The organism is Halomonas sp. 1513, assembly GCA_001971685.1.
GTDB lineage: Bacteria > Pseudomonadota > Gammaproteobacteria > Pseudomonadales > Halomonadaceae > Franzmannia.
On the sequence record CP019326.1, the window covers coordinates 2,374,320 to 2,390,135 of the forward strand.

11 protein-coding genes and 1 pseudogene are annotated in these 15,816 nt (G+C 67.5%); 8 read left to right on the forward strand and 4 right to left on the reverse strand.

The features are described from left to right. The first annotated feature begins 81 nt into the window (after positions 1-81). Positions 82-3,120: pseudogene (locus BWR19_10725) on the forward strand (glycosyl transferase family 51). 99 nt (positions 3,121-3,219) lie between these two features. On the opposite strand, the gene BWR19_10730 reads toward BWR19_10725, so the two are convergent. The 3 genes from BWR19_10730 to BWR19_10740 form a co-directional block, all read right to left on the reverse strand. After that, positions 3,220-3,576, reverse strand: a complete 357-nt coding sequence (locus tag BWR19_10730; GenBank protein APX93363.1) for a hypothetical protein — start codon at positions 3,574-3,576, stop codon at positions 3,220-3,222. A gap of 8 nt (positions 3,577-3,584) precedes the next feature. Further along, entirely contained in the window at positions 3,585-4,262 is a 678-nt protein-coding gene (locus BWR19_10735) for a hypothetical protein (protein ID APX93364.1), read from the reverse strand. A gap of 104 nt (positions 4,263-4,366) precedes the next feature. Continuing rightward, positions 4,367-4,636, reverse strand: coding sequence for a hypothetical protein (locus BWR19_10740; GenBank protein ID APX93365.1), 270 nt, complete (start codon positions 4,634-4,636; stop codon positions 4,367-4,369). A 179-nt stretch (positions 4,637-4,815) separates the two neighbouring features. Between BWR19_10740 and BWR19_10745 the strand changes: the two genes are divergently transcribed. From BWR19_10745 to BWR19_10755, 3 genes are all read left to right on the forward strand, one after another. Then, the gene (locus tag BWR19_10745) at positions 4,816-5,445 is read left to right on the forward strand and encodes a glutathione S-transferase (protein APX93366.1); all 630 of its coding nucleotides are present in this window, start codon (positions 4,816-4,818) and stop codon (positions 5,443-5,445) included. A gap of 244 nt (positions 5,446-5,689) precedes the next feature. Beyond that, positions 5,690-7,162 carry a tRNA 4-thiouridine(8) synthase ThiI gene (locus tag BWR19_10750; protein APX93367.1) on the forward strand — a complete coding sequence of 491 codons (1,473 nt, stop codon included), beginning with the start codon at positions 5,690-5,692 and terminating at the stop codon, positions 7,160-7,162. Next, on the forward strand, positions 7,159-8,304 hold the full coding sequence (locus BWR19_10755; GenBank protein APX93368.1) for a hypothetical protein: 1,146 nt from the start codon (positions 7,159-7,161) through the stop codon (positions 8,302-8,304). Before BWR19_10750 ends, BWR19_10755 begins: the two co-directional genes overlap by 4 nt. Here BWR19_10755 and BWR19_10760 read toward each other — a convergent pair. Further along, positions 8,301-10,682, reverse strand: a complete 2,382-nt coding sequence (locus BWR19_10760) for a DNA polymerase II (protein APX93369.1) — start codon at positions 10,680-10,682, stop codon at positions 8,301-8,303. The two genes, BWR19_10755 and BWR19_10760, sit on opposite strands and share 4 nt — an antisense overlap. A gap of 145 nt (positions 10,683-10,827) precedes the next feature. On the opposite strand from BWR19_10760, the gene metG reads away from it, so the two are divergent. The 4 genes from metG (at position 10,828) to BWR19_10780 (ending at position 15,814) form a co-directional block, all read left to right on the forward strand. Further along, positions 10,828-12,873 (forward strand): methionine--tRNA ligase, encoded by a 2,046-nt coding sequence (gene metG, locus BWR19_10765; GenBank protein APX93370.1) that lies wholly within the window; start codon positions 10,828-10,830, stop codon positions 12,871-12,873. A gap of 243 nt (positions 12,874-13,116) precedes the next feature. Then, positions 13,117-14,103 carry an electron transport complex subunit RsxB gene (locus BWR19_10770; GenBank protein ID APX93371.1) on the forward strand — a complete coding sequence of 329 codons (987 nt, stop codon included), beginning with the start codon at positions 13,117-13,119 and terminating at the stop codon, positions 14,101-14,103. Beyond that, a complete protein-coding gene (locus tag BWR19_10775; GenBank protein ID APX93372.1) occupies positions 14,100-14,735 on the forward strand; it encodes an endonuclease III in 636 nt (211 codons plus the stop codon). Before BWR19_10770 ends, BWR19_10775 begins: the two co-directional genes overlap by 4 nt. A 20-nt stretch (positions 14,736-14,755) precedes the next feature. Next, positions 14,756-15,814, forward strand: a complete 1,059-nt coding sequence (locus BWR19_10780; protein ID APX93373.1) for a hypothetical protein — start codon at positions 14,756-14,758, stop codon at positions 15,812-15,814. The last annotated feature ends 2 nt before the right edge of the window (positions 15,815-15,816 follow it).

Consider the following 15,816-nt stretch of genomic DNA (forward strand, 5'->3'; position numbering starts at 1 on the left):
GTGCGCAGGCTACGCTACAAAGTAAGGCGAAGCTTATGCCGAAATCACATTGTCGGGCTACGTATGCGCTGGGGGTGGCACATGAGCGCAACCGTCTCGTCTCATGCAGGGCAGCCGCCAGCGGGCCACGGTGAACTGGTGCCGCTGCCGCAACCCGTAAGGCGTCGGCACCGGCTGCGCAACAGCCTGCTGATCGTCATGGCGCTGATCTCGATCAGCCTGGCCTCGCTGTTGGTCGCCGAGGCGCGCACCTCACACTTTCAGGCCCAGGAGCTGTCACGCTTCGCCGGCACCCTCACCTATACCTTATCGCCGGGCCCCAGCGAGCGCATCGTGTTTCCGCAGTACGGGCCCTTTGACATCCGCCTCGGCTACACTCGCCTGCCGCAGTTCGAGGCGCGCCTGCGCGCCAGCGACTTCGTGGTCGAGCGTCAGGCCCGCTTCTCGCCGGCGCTGCTCGACTACACCCAGCGGGGGTTCTTCCCACCCTACGCCGAGAAGACCCGCGCCGGCCTGACGCTGGAGGAGTGTCGCGGGGAAACGCTATACGCCTTCCGCCACCCGCAGCGCCACTACCCGCATTTCGATGCCGTCCCACCGCTGGTCCTGCAGGTGCTGCTGTTCATCGAGAACCGCGAACTGCTCGACGCCCGCTCACCCTACGCCAACCCGGCGGTGGACTGGCCGCGCTTCGCCAAGGCGGCGATGTCCCAGGTCGGACGCGCCCTGGACCTCTCGGGGCAGTCATCCGGCGGCAGCACGCTGGCCACCCAGGTGGAGAAGTACCGCCACTCTCCCCATGGCATGACCGGCTCGGCGCGAGAGAAACTGCGCCAGATGATTTCCGCCAGCGTACGCGGTTATCGCCAGGGGCCACAGACCCTCGCTGCCCGCCAGGACGTGGCGCTCGACTACCTCAACAGCGTGCCGCTCTCGGCGGCACCGGGCTACGGCGAAGTGCATGGCATCGGCGACGGCCTCTGGGTATGGTTCGATGCCGACTTCGACGCCTTCAACCAGCTGCTGGTACCCGGCTTCAACGGCCCTGGCAATCTGCCGCAGCAGGCCCTGGCACTGCGCCAGGTGGTAGCGCTGATGATCGCCCAGCGCCGCCCTTCCTGGTACCTGACCACCGGGCGCCAAAGCCTCGAGCGGCTCACCGACAGCTATCTGCGGATCCTCGCCGAGGCCGAGGTGATCGATCCGCTGCTGCGCGATGCCGCGCTGGTCCAGCGGCTCAGCTTCCGCGACTTCGCCCGTGACCCGGTGCGCCTGCAGGTGGAGCGCGACAAGGGGCTGCAGGTGGCCCGCAGCCGTCTGGGCAGCCTGCTCGGCACCTCGTTCTACGACCTCGATCGACTCGATCTCTCGGCACGCACCACCCTCCACGGCGAGGTGCAGCGCCAGGTCACCGACTACCTCTACCGGCTCGCCGATCCCGCGTTCGCCGAACAGATCGGGCTGTTCGGCGAGCGCTTGCTGTCAGCGGAGAATACCGCCGAGGTCAACTACAGCTTCACGCTGTTCGAGCGCGGCGAGGATGGCTATCGCGTTCGCATCCAGACCGACAATACCGGCCAGCCCTTCGACATCAACGAGGGCAGCAAGCTGGAGCTGGGCTCCACCGCCAAGCTGCGGGTGCTGGCCACCTATCTGGAAGTGATTGCCGAGCTGCATCAGCGCCACGCCGGCCAACCCAGCGACGCGCTGCGCGCTATCGAGCTAGACCGCCAGGACGCGCTGAGCCGCTGGGTCATCGATCAACTGATCGCCAGCCCCGACCTCGACTTGCGCACCCTGCTGGATGAGGCCATGCAGCGACGCTACTCGGCCAGCCCCCACGAGGCCTTCTTCACCGGCGGCGGCCGTCACACCTTCAGCAACTTCCGCCGCGAGGACAACGGCCGCCACCCGACGCTGAGCGAGTCGATGCAGGAGTCCCTCAACCTGCCTTTCGTGCGCCTGCTGCGTGACCTGGTGCGCTATAGCATCCACCAGAACGAGCGCCGCACCCAACTGCTCGAAGACGATCAGGATCCGCGCCGCCAGGACTACCTGCAGCGCTTCGCCGACCGTGAAGGCCGGGTCTTCCTGCAGCGTTTCTGGAACAAGTACCGCGGCAAGGAGAGCGACGAGCGGCTGGCGCTGTTCCTCGACGGCCTGCGCACCACCGCGCCACGCCTGGCGGCGGTTCACCGCTATCTGTTCCCGGAGGCCGACGAAGCCAGCTTTGCCGCCTTCATCCGCCAGCGACTGCCCCATGAAACGCTCAGTGAGCAGCGCATCGGCTCGCTCTACCGCAGCTATGCCCCAGGCAGCTACGATCTTTCCGATCAGGGCTATATCGCCCGGGTCCACCCGCTGGAGCTATGGCTGCTCGGCTATCTGCTCGATCACCCCGAGGCCACCTTCGGCGAGGCCGCCCACGCCAGCCGCAGCGAGCGCCAGGAGGTCTACGGCTGGCTGTTCAAGACCCGCCACCGCAACGCCCGCGATGTGCGCATCCGCACCATGCTCGAAGTCGAGGCATTCCTCGATATCCACCAGCGCTGGGCGCGGCTCGGCTATCCGTTCGACCACCTGGTGCCGTCGCTGGCCACCGCCGTGGGCAGCTCGGGGGACCGACCGGCGGCCCTGGCCGAGCTGATGGGGATCATCCTCAACGACGGCGTGCGCCTGCCGACGCTGCGCATCGATGATCTGCACTTCGCCGCCGACACGCCCTACGAGACCCGCTTGGTGCCCGCCGGCACCCGCGGCCAGCGGGTCATGCAACCCGAGGTGGCCGCGGTGCTGCGTAGCACCCTCGCCGAGGTGGTCGAGGGCGGCACCGCACGGCGCCTGCAGGGCAGTTTCAGCCTCGACGAGGACATGCCGCTGGTGATGGGCGGCAAGACCGGTACCGGCAACAACCGCTTCGAGACCGTGGGGCGCGGCGGACAGGTGCTCAGCTCCCAGGCCCGCAACCGCACCGCCACCTTCGTCTTCTACCTGGGCGACGACCACTTCGGGACCCTGACCGCCTTCGTCCCGGGCAGCGCCTCGGACAGCTTCCGTTTCACCTCGGCACTGCCGGTGCAGGTGCTCAAGGGCATGCAGGAGATCCTGCGCCCGCTGCTGGCCCAGGAGGGCGACGGCTGCCTGCCGGGCGGCGGCCAGGAGCTGCTGGTGGCCGAGCAGCGACGCGTACCGCCTGGCACAAGCGAGTAGCCGCTTGCGCTACTCGCCCAGCGCCTCGAGGCGCGTCACCGTCAAGCGGCGGCCGCCGCGCTCGCCCAGGCGAAAGGTGCCGGTCACGCGCACCTGCTGCCCGAGGTACTCTGCCACGGCGTCATGAGGAAACAGCTCGACGCGATTGAGATCCTGATCCTCGATCCAGTAGTGCAGCGGATCGTCGAAGCGTCGCACCACACCTTGCGTCACTACGCGCTCACCGTCATGGGCACTGCCCTCACCGGCCAGCACGTAGAGCGGCACCTGACTCTCACTGTCGCCGCCGCAGCCACTGACGCCGAGCATCATGGCCACCACCAGCGCCATCGCGGGCCGCAGCGACAAACGGCGCAACGTCGCCATGCGCGCCATCACGCGCTGACCACCGGCTGGGCGTCGCGGCTGCTGAGGACCCGACGCCCCAGCGTCGTTTCCAGCTCGGCCTCGAGCCAGGCATCGTCAGCGTCTGTGATCGGCTCGACCCGGGCCAGCTCGGCGGCACCCAGACGCTGCAGGCAGGCTGCCAGCCAGTCGGCACGCGGGTGATACAGTGTCAAGCGCGTCAAGCGACAGCCCAGATCCTGCATGCCCGCTGCGGGATGCGTATCGCCATGCCACTGCAGCGCCGCCGGCAGCAGGCCGCCGGCGGCCAGGCTTCCGTCGGCGGCAACGGTGATATCCCAGTTCAGCGCGCCGCGGCTCATCGGCTCGATGCGCCCCAGCGGCACCTCGTCCAGCGCCAGCGCATCGAGCCGGGGGGTGTTCACCGCCCAGGTCAACAGGCGCGGCGACGCCGCCAGGCTGGCACGCACATGGGGATCATCGAGGCCGAACCAGCGCGGCCGCGAGGGCGGCGCGGCGTCGGGGTCGATGGCGATCACCTCGACGAAACTGCTCGCCGAGAGCCGCATCAGGTGATTGTGCGTGCCCATGCGCGGATGCTCGCCGCCCTTGGGCAGCCGTACGCCAAGCTGGCGCTCGAGGTAGTCGACGCCAGCGCTCACGCTTGCGGCGGCTACCACCAGGTGGTCGAATCGCGTCGTGGACATAGGCGTTGCTCCGGTCGGGATCGAGGACGTCACAGCATACTAAACGCAGCGACCCCGGTGTGACGATCACACCGGGGTCGCTGAGATGGGCCCAGCCGAGATAGTCAGCGGCAGGGCACGACCTTGCGCATGGTGTCCTTGGCCCAGAGTGTCTGGCCATCGGGCGTCTTGCCATGCTCGCTCCAGCGCTCGGTAATCTCGAGACAGAAGGAGCCGGCGTTTTCGGTACGCCGGTCCGGGTTGGCCGGACGATCGCCGCCAATCCGCAGGACATCGGGATTGTCGGTGGTATAGCGCGGCGCAATGGTATTGCTGGCACAGCCGGTGGCGAAGGCAGCCACCAGCAGAATGGGTAAACAGCGGCGCAGAGGCATGTTCACGAACCCTCGAAGAGCGTTGATAGGCCCGGCACGAATTGCCGGTAGCGCTAGATATCACCGCTTTTAGACCTGCGTCAACACTTTTCGAACAGCGTTTGACATCCTCACCATGACAGTTCACCGCGACTGTGCGACGCTGGCCGTTCGATCCCCTTCGCCACGAGGCTGCGCGCATGATCGATTTCTGGACCTGGACCACCCCCAACGGCCGTAAGGTCTCGATTCTGCTCGAAGAGCTAGGACTCGATTACCGCACTCATGCGGTCGACCTCACCCAGGGCGAGCAGCACACCCCGGCGTTCCTCGCGGTCAGCCCCAACAACAAGATCCCCGCCCTGCGCGATGACGACACCGGCGTCACCCTGATGGAGTCGGGCGCCATCATGTACTACCTAGCCGAGCGCCATGGGCGTTTTATGCCCGCCGAGGGCGAGCCACGCTACCGGGTCATGGAGTGGCTGATGTGGCAGATGGGCGGTTTGGGGCCGATCCTCGGCCAGGCGCACCACTTCCTGCACTTCAACCCCGGCAAGGCGGCCTATGCCGAAGCGCGCTTCTTCGACGAGGCGCAGCGCCTCTATCGCGTGCTGGATACCCGCTTGAACGAGCGCAGCTACCTGGCCGGCGAATACTCCATTGCCGACATGGCGGTATGGCCGTGGGTGTCGCGCTTCGAGTGGCAGCGCATCGATCTCGACGCCTACCCTGCGGTCAAACGCTGGTATCTGGAGATCGCCGCCCGGCCGGCGGTGCAGCGCGGCTATCACAGCCCGCACAAGGTCAACGATATTCCACTGCCCTGACTCGCGCGTTGCAGCCGCTGTAGCGAGGAGCGCTGGCGGTAGGTCGAAGAGGAGGTTCTACGCCATGGATGGCGTAGGTAGCGCCCAGGGACGGGTTTACAGCGCCTCCTCGTAGGCCTACCGCCGGATCAGCTCCGAGCGGGGCTGCTATCTGCAGTGGTCTCAGGCCCTTGGCGAGCCAACTGGCGATGCGTGGCAGCGGATTGCTACCATGACGCGTTCGTGTCTCCTCGAAGTGAAGCGCATGCGCTATCGAATCAAGCTGTTTGGCGAAATCACCATCAAGTCCCGCGCGGTGCGCAAGGAGATGGTGCGCTGCCTGCGCACCAATATCCGCAATAGCCTGCGCCACCTCGACACGCGGGTGCGGGTCGCCGACCACTGGGACGCGCTGGAGGTTCGCCCCTCGGCGCATCTTGATGACGCGGCACATGCCGCCGTCGAAGCCAGCCTGACGCGTATCTCCGGCATCCAGGAAATCCAGGTGGTGGAGGCGTATCCCTTTACCGATTTCGCCACCACCGCCGAGCGGCTGGTAGCGCTATGGCGCGACGTACTGCCCGGCCGGCGCTTTCGGGTCAGCGTCAAGCGCCGCGGCCGGCACGACTTCGGCTCGGAAGATCTCGAACGCTACCTGGGCAGCGCCCTGCTCGAGGCCGTGCCCAGCGCGCGGGTCGATCTGCGCCATGCCGAGTTCGACGTGGGCCTGGAGCTCAAGGATCAGCGCCTGCTGCTGGTCAGCCGGCGCCTGGCAGGCCTCGGTGGCTACCCGCTGGGCACCCAGGGCCAGGCGCTGGCGCTGATCTCGGGCGGCTTCGATTCGCCGGTGGCCGCCTGGCGGCTGCTGCGCCGCGGGCTCAAGACCCACTTCCTGTTCTTCAATCTCGGTGGGCCGGCCCACGAGCAAGGCGTACGCGAGGTCACCCACCACCTCTGGCAGCAGTACAGCGCCTCGCACCGGGTCAACTTCATCAGCGTACCCTTCGGTGGCGTGGTCGACGAGATCCATCGCCGAGTGCCGGCCGGCCTGGCCGGGGTGGTGCTCAAGCGCATGATGCTGCGCGCCGCCAACCGGGTCGCCGCCCGAGCGCGGATCCCCGCGCTGGTCACCGGCGACGCCTTGGCCCAGGTCTCGAGCCAGAGCCTCGTTAACCTGGGGCTGATCGATGCGGTCAGCGAGCGACCGATCCTGCGTCCGCTGATCGCCAGCGACAAGCAGACGATCATTGCCGACGCCCGCCGCATCGGCACCGCCGCCTACGCCGAACGGCTCCCCGAGTACTGCGGCGTGATCTCGAACCGCCCCCACGTGCGCCCCAGCCCGGCGCAGCTCGAGGCCGCCGAGGCGGGCTTCGATCAGGCGGTGCTCGATGCCGCCATCGCCGCCGCCAAGATGACGCGCAGCGACCGCCTGCTGGAGAGCGCCCCTGTGCTGGGAGAGATCGACGAGATCGCCACGCCGCGCGCACTGGCCGAGGCCGGCGACGCCACCGTGATCGATATTCGCCACCCCGAGGAGCGCGACGCCGCGCCACTCCGCCTGCCCCGCGGCGAGCCGCTGGCAATCCCCTTCTTCGAACTGGCCCGGCGCGCCCCGAGGCTGCCGCGCCGACGCTACCTGCTCTACTGCGATCAGGGCGTGATGAGCCGCATGCAGGCGCTACAGCTCGCCGACCAGGGCCTCGACCACTTTGGCGTCTACCGAGGCGAGTCGTGAACCCGCCCGCGCCGCACCAAGAGTACGTTTCCGAGCCCAGCGTGCTCGAGCGCTGGGCGGGCGACTATCTGGCGCAGCGCAATTCGCATCGCGACGTACCGGCGCGTCCGCGCACCGCTGCCGAACGCCGCGCGCTGGTCCGCGCCTGCCGGCGCACGGTGCTCTACGCCGCCCTGGCCGGCATCCTCTCCGGGGCCTTGATCGGCGGCATGGAGTGGTACATGCGCGAGGTCATCGCCGACGGCATGCAGGACATGACGCTCAAAGAGCAACTGCCCTACTGGGCCGGCTTCTTTGCCGTCGCCGGCGTGGTCAGCGCCATCGAGATCCTGTTCCTATACTGGAACGCCCTGCGCGGGGTGCTTAAGATCAGCGATCTTGCCCAGGTACCGCTCCGGCACGGCGCCCACGGGCTACTGATCAAACGGGGCCTGGCGCGGGTGGCGCTGGAATTCCCCAGCCCCCGCGACCACGTCTACGGCATCGACCCCTATGCTCAGATGAAACGCTGGAAGCTCACCGCCCGCGCCCTGCTGTATCGCATGAAGGTCGGCGTCACCAGCTTCGTACTGCGCATTCTGATGCGGCGGATCTTCGGGCGCATGGCGCTGCGCGGGCTGCTGCCGCTGGTCACCGGCCCACTCTATGCCGTATGGAATGGCCTGATCAGCTACTGGATCATGCGCCAGGCCCGCGAGAACGCGCTGGGTCCCTTCGCCATCGACAGCCTGATCGCAAGGCTCGAGGGCGCGGCCCAGGACCTGAGCGATAGCGCCCGGGAGGCGATCCTGCACGGCGTCGGCGAAATGATCATGCGCCATCAGGACGCCCACGCCAATCACGTCTACCTGCTGTCGCGGCTGCTCGATGTCTTCGATCACGAGACCCGCGCGCTGGACGTCGACTGGCCGCGCCAGGCACGCGCCCTAGCGGGGCTCAGCGAGAGCGAACGGTCCTGGCTAGTGGAGACCCTGAGCCTGGCCGCGGTGCTGGTCGGCCCGCTGCGCGGGCGGCGCAAGGATTTTCTGGAAGAGGTCTTCGACGCCTGCGGGGTGGCGTTCGACAGCCGCGCCCTGGGCCGCCTGCGCCGCGCGCTGATGAACGGCGAGACGCCGCCATCGGCGATGCCCGGCGGTGCCTAGAAGAGCCCCAACTGGCGGTCGATCAAGGCGCTGAAGTCATCGTCGACGAACGGCAGGATGGCATCCGCCACCGGCTGCAGCTGGCGCGTCAGGTAGTGCTGATAGTCGATGGCCGAGCGGCGCAGCTCCAGCGGCTCGGGGCCGGCGACGGTGATCACGTAGCGAATCCAGCCGCCGTGCTGGTACTGCCGCGGCCGCCCCAGGCGCTGGTTGAGCTCATCGGCCAGGCGCGCGGCGCGCACGTGGGGCGGCACGTTGCGCTGGTAGTCGCCTAGCTTGCGGCGCAGCCGCTTGCGATAGACCAGCTGCTCGTCGTACTCACCGGCCAGGGTGCAGGCCACGTAGTCGCGCACGAAGTCGCGGTAAGGTTCGCCCAGAAAGATCCGTCGATAGAGTTCCTGCTGGAAGGTCTTGGCCAGCAGCGTCCAGTCGGCGCGTACCGTCTCGAGCCCCTTGAACACAAGCTGCGACTGCCCCTCGGCATCCTCCACCAGCCCCGCGTAGCGCTTCTTGCTGCCCTCTTCGGCGCCGCGAATGGTGGGCATCAGAAAGCGCCGATAGTGGGTCTCGAACTGCAGTTCCAGGGCGCTCTCCAGGTCATAGGTAGCGCGCAGATGGTCGCGCCACCAGGCGTTGACCTTGGCCGCCAGGCGGCGGCCGATGGCCTCCGCCGCATCGCCCTGGTGGGCACCCTGGAGCCAGACGAAGGTGGAGTCGGTATCGCCGTAGATCACCGCATGGCCTTCGGCCTCGATCAGCTCGCGGGTGCGCTGCATGATCTGGTGGCCGCGCAGGGTGATCGACGAAGCCAGCCGCGGATCGAAGAAACGACAGCCCCGCGAGCCGAGCACGCCGTAGAAGGCATTCATGATGATCTTCAGCGCCTGGGCCAGCGGTGCGTTGCCGTCACGCTTGGCGGCCTCGCGGCCCCGCCATACCCCCGCCACGATCTCGGGCAGCGCGTGGCGGCTGCGCGAGAAGTGCGCGCCGCGAAAGCCGGGCACCGTCCGGCCGCTTTCCGGTGCCGCCTGCTCCTCGGCGAGCCCCGTTACCAGGCCCACCGGGTCGATCAGGAAGGTGCGGATGATCGACGGGTAGAGGCTCTTGAAGTCGAGCACCAGCACCGAGTCGTAGAGCCCCGGACGCGAGTCCATGACGAAGCCCCCGGGGCTGTTGTCGCCCTCGACGTCGCCGAGGTTTGGCGCCACGAAACCCAGGCGGTGCATGCGCGGCAGGTAGAGGTGCGAGAACGCCGCCACCGAGCCGCCCATGCGGTCGACGGGCAGGCCGGTGACCGCGGCACGCTCGAGCAGGAAGTCGATCAACTGGGTCTTGGCGAAGATCCGCGTGACCAGCTCGCAGTCCTTGAGGTTGTAGCGCGCCAGCGCCGGCTTGTCCTCGGCGAACATGCGGTTGATGTCGTCCATGCGCTGGTAGGGGTTGTCGATCGCCTTGCCCTCACCGAGCAGCGTCTGGGCGACGCTCTCCAGGCTGAACGAGGAGAACTGCCAGGTCGCCTGGCGCAGCGCCTCGATACCGTCGATGATCAGCCGCCCCGGCGCCGCGGCGAAATAGTGGTTGGCCTGGCTGCCGTGGGCGCGCCAGCTCATCGCCTCACCGCCGCGGCCGAGCCGCAGCGGGACGCCGAGCTGCTCGGCGTGGCGCTGCAGCACGCGCAGATCGAACTGCACCAGGTTCCAGCCGATGATCGCGTCCGGATCGTGCCTGGCGACCCAGTCGTTGAGCCGCTCCAGCAGCGCGGCGCGGGTGGTGCAGTAGCTCAGGTCGATGCCGTCTGGCGCAGCAGCGGGCTCGGCGCCGGCCTGCTCGTCGAGCATGAAGACCTGGCGCTGACCGCAGCCCTGCACGGCAATCGAGTAGAGCGCGCCGCGCTCGCTGGTCTCGATGTCCAGCGAGCAGAGTCGCAGTTGAGGGCGATAGCAGGCATCCGGCTTGAGGTCGGCATCGACCACCCGGCCGCCGTCGTGCGGCGATGCGTCAAACCGCACCGCAGCGGTGATAAAGCGCTCCATCAGGTAGCGTTCGGGGGGCCTGATATCGGCCTCGAGCAGCGCGACCCCGGCATCAGCCAGGCGCTTTTCGAGCTGCATCAGTTGGCGCTGGTGACGGCAGTAGAGCCCCAGCACCGGGCGCTGTTGAAAATCGCACAGCGCCAGTTCGCGCAGCTCCACGCCGCGCTCCTGCGCCAGCAGCGGCGCCACTCGCTGGCGCTCGGTGGCGGCCACGAAAGCCACCGACGGGCGTGGCGGCAGCACCACGTAGTGTGGCCCGGCGTCGGTGGCCAGCCAGAATGACACCTCGCAGCCGGCCGGAGTGTCCCGCCAGTGCCGGGTGAGGAGAAAACCCTGCTGTGCCACGCCGTGCCTCGCTGCTGCCTGCCAGACTCGGATGGTACGTGCTGCCGGCGTCGATGTCGCTGGCCAGGCGCGGCACACGGATGCAGCGGGCGGCGAAGATGGCTACAATCGGGGGTCTGATTTTCTGGGGAACGTCATCGCCACTATGTCCAACTCGCCACGTCACCACGCGCGCAAGATTCTCGTTACCAGCGCCCTGCCCTACGCCAACGGTGCGATCCACCTCGGCCACCTGCTGGAGTACATCCAGACCGATATCTGGGTGCGCTTCCAGAAGAGCCGTGGCAATGCGTGCCACTACGTGTGCGCCGACGACGCCCACGGCACCGCCATCATGCTGCGTGCCGAGCAGGAGGGCATCACCTCCGAGGCGCTGATCGAGCGGGTGTCCCGCGAGCACCAGACGGATTTCGCGCGTTTCGGCGTGGCCTTCGACAACTACCACTCGACCCACTCCGACGAGAACCGCTACTTCAGCGAGCTGATCTACACCCGCCTTCGCGACGCCGGGCATATCGCCACCCGCGACATCGAGCAGATGTACGATCCGGTCAAGGGGCTGTTCCTCGCCGACCGCTTCATCAAGGGTACCTGCCCCAAGTGCAAGGCCGAGGATCAGTACGGCGACAACTGCGAGGCGTGCGGCGCCACCTATACGCCGGCCGAGCTGATCGACCCGGTCTCGGCGATCTCCGGCGCCACGCCGGAGGTGCGCAGCTCGACCCACTACTTCTTCAAGCTGCCCGACTTCGCCGACTTCCTCAAGCGCTGGACCCGCGGTGAGCACGTCCAGACCCAGATCAGCAACAAGCTTCAGGAGTGGTTCGAGTCGGGGCTCAACGAGTGGGACATCTCCCGCGATGCGCCCTACTTCGGCTTCGAGATCCCCGACGCCCCGGGCAAGTACTTCTACGTCTGGCTCGACGCGCCGATCGGCTACCTGGCCAGCTTCAAGAACCTCTGCGACCGCGAGGGCATCGATTTCGACGCCTACTGGAAGCGCGACAGCGAGGCCGAGGTCTACCACTTCATCGGCAAGGACATCGTCTATTTCCACGCGCTGTTCTGGCCGGCGATGCTCGAGGGGGCCGACTTCCGCACCCCGACCGGGGTCAACTGCCACGGTTTCGTCACCGTCAACGGCGCCAAGATGTCCAAGTCGCGGGGTACCTTCATCAAGGCGGCGACCTATGCCGAGCATCTCAACCCCGAGTACCTGCGCTACTACTTCGCCGCCAAGCTGACCTCGGGGGTCGACGACCTCGACCTCAACCTCGAGGACTTCGCCCAGCGCGTCAACTCGGACCTGGTCGGCAAGGTGGTCAACATCGCCAGCCGCTGCGCCGGTTTCGTCAACAAACTGGGCGACGGCAAGCTGTCGGCCCACTGCGCCGAGCCGGAGCTGGTGGCCCGCTTCATCGCCGCTGGTGACGATATCGCCGCCGATTTCGAGGCGCGTGAATTCGGCCGCGCCATGCGCCGGGTGATGGAGCTCGCCGACGAGGCCAACACCTATATCGCCGACAAGGCGCCGTGGGTGCTGGCCAAGGAGCCGGGGCGCGAGCAGGAGGTCCTCGATATCTGCTCGGTGGGCATCAACCTGTTCCGCCAGCTGATGGTCTACCTGGCACCGGTGGTGCCGGCCATGGCCGAGGGTGCCCGCGAGTTCCTCAAGCTCGACGGCCTCGACTGGCACAGCCGCCACGCGGTACTGCTGGATCACGAGGTGGCCAAGTTCAAGCCGCTGATGACCCGCGTCGAGCGCGACAATATCGATGCCATGATCGAGGCATCCAAGGAGGACCTGGTGGAAGAGCAGAAACTCAAGGACACGCCCAAGGGGCCGCTGAGCGACGAGCCTATCGCCGCGGAAATCGGCTTCGACGACTTCATGAAGGTCGATCTGCGCATCGCCCGCATCGCCAAGGCCGACTACGTCGAGGGCGCCGACAAGCTGCTCCAGCTGACCCTCGACCTGGGCGGCGAGACCCGCACGGTGTTCTCCGGCATTCGCTCCGCCTATGCGCCGGAGGCCCTCGAAGGACGCCTGACCGTGATGGTCGCCAACCTGGCGCCGCGCAAGATGCGCTTCGGCGTCTCCGAAGGCATGGTGCTGGCCGCCGGCAATGGCGACGGCATCCATCTGCTGTCGCCGGACTCCGGCGCCGAACCGGGCCAGCGCGTGGTGTAACCGCTTACGCCAACGCAGTAGCGGGCGCCTGGAATATCCAGGCGCCCGTTTTTGTGAGTGGGCCACACCACAGATGATCGACATCGATCACTTCAAGCGCCACAACGATCACTACGGCCCATACAGGCGATTTCGTTAACAGCGCCTTCGACATGATGCGCTGGAGCGCGGCGTGGCCGGTACCTGTGATAGCGCAAAGCACGTACAATACAGGCCTGTCGACGAGCCCAACGAGGAGCCACTGTGACGGGCCAGCACGACCTGATCGACGCCATCGATGCCGAACTTCCCCAGACCCAGTGCGGCAAGTGCGGCCAACCGGGATGCCGCCCCTACGCCGAGGCGATCGCCAACGGCGAGGCAATCAACCGCTGCCCGCCGGGCGGCGAGCGCACCGTGGCGCGCCTGGCGGCACTCACCGGGCGCCCCGTCATGGCACTCGAGCAGCCGGCTCAGTCGCCGCTGACCGCCTATATTCGTGAGGACGAGTGCATCGGCTGCACCAAGTGCATCCAGGCCTGCCCGGTGGACGCCATCCTCGGTGCCGCCAAGCTGATGCACACCGTGATCGTCGACCAGTGCACCGGCTGCGAACTATGCGTCGCCCCCTGCCCGGTCGACTGTATCGATATGCTCCCCCATCCGCAGTGGCAGGCGGCCAGCAGCGAATCACAGCAGCAGCGCTATCTGGCTTATCGCGCCGATCAGGGCCGCAAGCGCTTCGACGCGCGCCAGCGGCGCCTGGCGGCCCAGGCCGAGGCCAAGCGACAGCGCCGCGCTGCGCGGCTGACCAGGGCTGCTCCGGCGGCGTCCAGCGCCGCGCCGGCGCTGTCTGCCAGCGCACTGCGTGCCAACCGCGTACGCCTGGCGGCCGCCCTCAAGCGCCTTACCCGCCAGCGTCAGAACAGCGACGATGATGCGCAGCGTCAGGCCCTGACGGCACGCATCGCCGAGCACCAGTCGCAGCTCGACGACCTCGACCGGCAGCTCGGTCAGGTTCAAGCATCTTCGTCGCCGCGCACACCGGGGCTGCAGCAGAAACGCATGGCCGTCAACGCGGCCGAGCAGTCGCTGCGCAAGGCGCGCCAGCAGTTGGCCCACGCCGAGCGCCAGCATGATGCGGCCGCCCAAGCCAGCGCCCATGCGCAGATCGAACAAGCCAGCGCTATGCTCGAGCAGGCCCGCGCCGCCCTCGTCTCTCAGTCACCGTCACACGGCCAACCGTCATGAATGCCCACAAACGCCATGCGATATTCACCCGGCTGCGCGAGCATATGCCCGAGCCGACCACCGAGCTGAACTGGACCACGCCCTTCGAACTGCTTACCGCGGTGCTGCTCTCGGCCCAGGCCACCGATGTCGGCGTCAACAAGGCTACCGCGCGACTCTTCCCAGTGGCCAATACGCCCCAGGCAATCATCGACCTCGGCATCGACGGCCTCAAGCAGCACATCAAGACCATCGGCCTCTACAACACCAAGGCCGAGAACCTGATGAAGACCTGCCATCTGCTGGTCGACAAGCATGCCGGCGAGGTGCCGCAGACCCGTGCCGCCCTCGAAGCGCTGCCCGGAGTGGGCCGCAAGACCGCCAACGTGATTCTCAACACCGCCTTCGGCCAGCCCACCATCGCCGTCGACACGCATATTTTCCGAGTCTCCAACCGCACCCGCATCGCCCCGGGCAAGGACGTGGTCGAGGTCGAGAAGAAACTGATGCGCCACGTGCCCAGGGAGTTTCGCCAGGACGCCCACCACTGGCTGATCCTCCACGGCCGCTATACTTGCGTAGCGCGCAAGCCGCGCTGCGGCAGCTGCGTGATCGAGGACCTATGCGAGTTCAAGGACAAAGTCGACCTCTAACAAATACCAGCGAGCCGCCCATGCAGATACACGACCGCCCCCTGGCACAGCGCATCGAGTGGCTGCTGACCCTGTCCCGCGACCACGCCGAGAGCTTCGGCAGCCCGTCGGCCTGGCTGGCCCGGGAGCGCTACCTGGCCGCGCATCCCACCCGCATCGTAGCGATGAAGTGCATGGACGGACGGATTCACCTGCCGCATGCCACGCGCACGCCGCTGGGCATCATTCGACCATTTCGCAACCTCGGCGGCATCTTCCACCTCGGCTGGCCCTACCTGGGCGAGATGCTCGCCGAGAGCGTCAGTGAAGCCGCCCGCGCCGGCCACGGGGTGCTGATGCTGATCACCTACCACTTCTCCCGCGGTCAGCGGTCACGCGGCTGTGCCGGGTTCGAGTGCGACAGCCAGGCGGCACTGGCCCACGCCTACCAGATCCGCGCCCAGGCCGAGCAGCTGTTCGGCGCTGACCACCGTCACGTCTATCCCTTGGTGTGCGGCTTCGAGACCGACAGCGATGCGCTGATCATCCATGGCGACGACGGCAGCGTACTCGACATCGGCAGCCTGGATGCCGATCAGGCCGATGGCCTGGCCCAGCGCGTCACCGCACTCTGCCCCGATATGCCGGCGGCCACGCTGCGCGACCTGCTGCCGCTGCTGGAGGGCAACCTGGCACACGTCGACTCGCTGCGCGGGGTATCCCGCGCCCTGGATATCGAGCACCGCGAATGGGTGATCTGCATCGGCCGGGGCTTCGACTTCCTGCACGTGCCCAATACCGCGCTGATCGTCGGTCCCTACAGCCCCAACCTCTCGGAGCCGATCGGTACCGCGGCGGGCATCATCGATGCCAACATGCGCGCCGGGCGCATCCCAGACGACGGCTTCATGCTGCTGGCCTCGACGCCCTACCAGGACATCGGCGTCGATCGCGCCCGCGCCGAACTCAAGTCGCGCTTCCTGTCGGACTTCGCCAGCCAGGTAATTGGCCATGAACACCCGGCACTCGCCGAGCGCATGGTGCGGCACACCGCCGTGGTCCACTGGCCGACACGACGCCTCGAAGAGCTCGTCACCTGAGG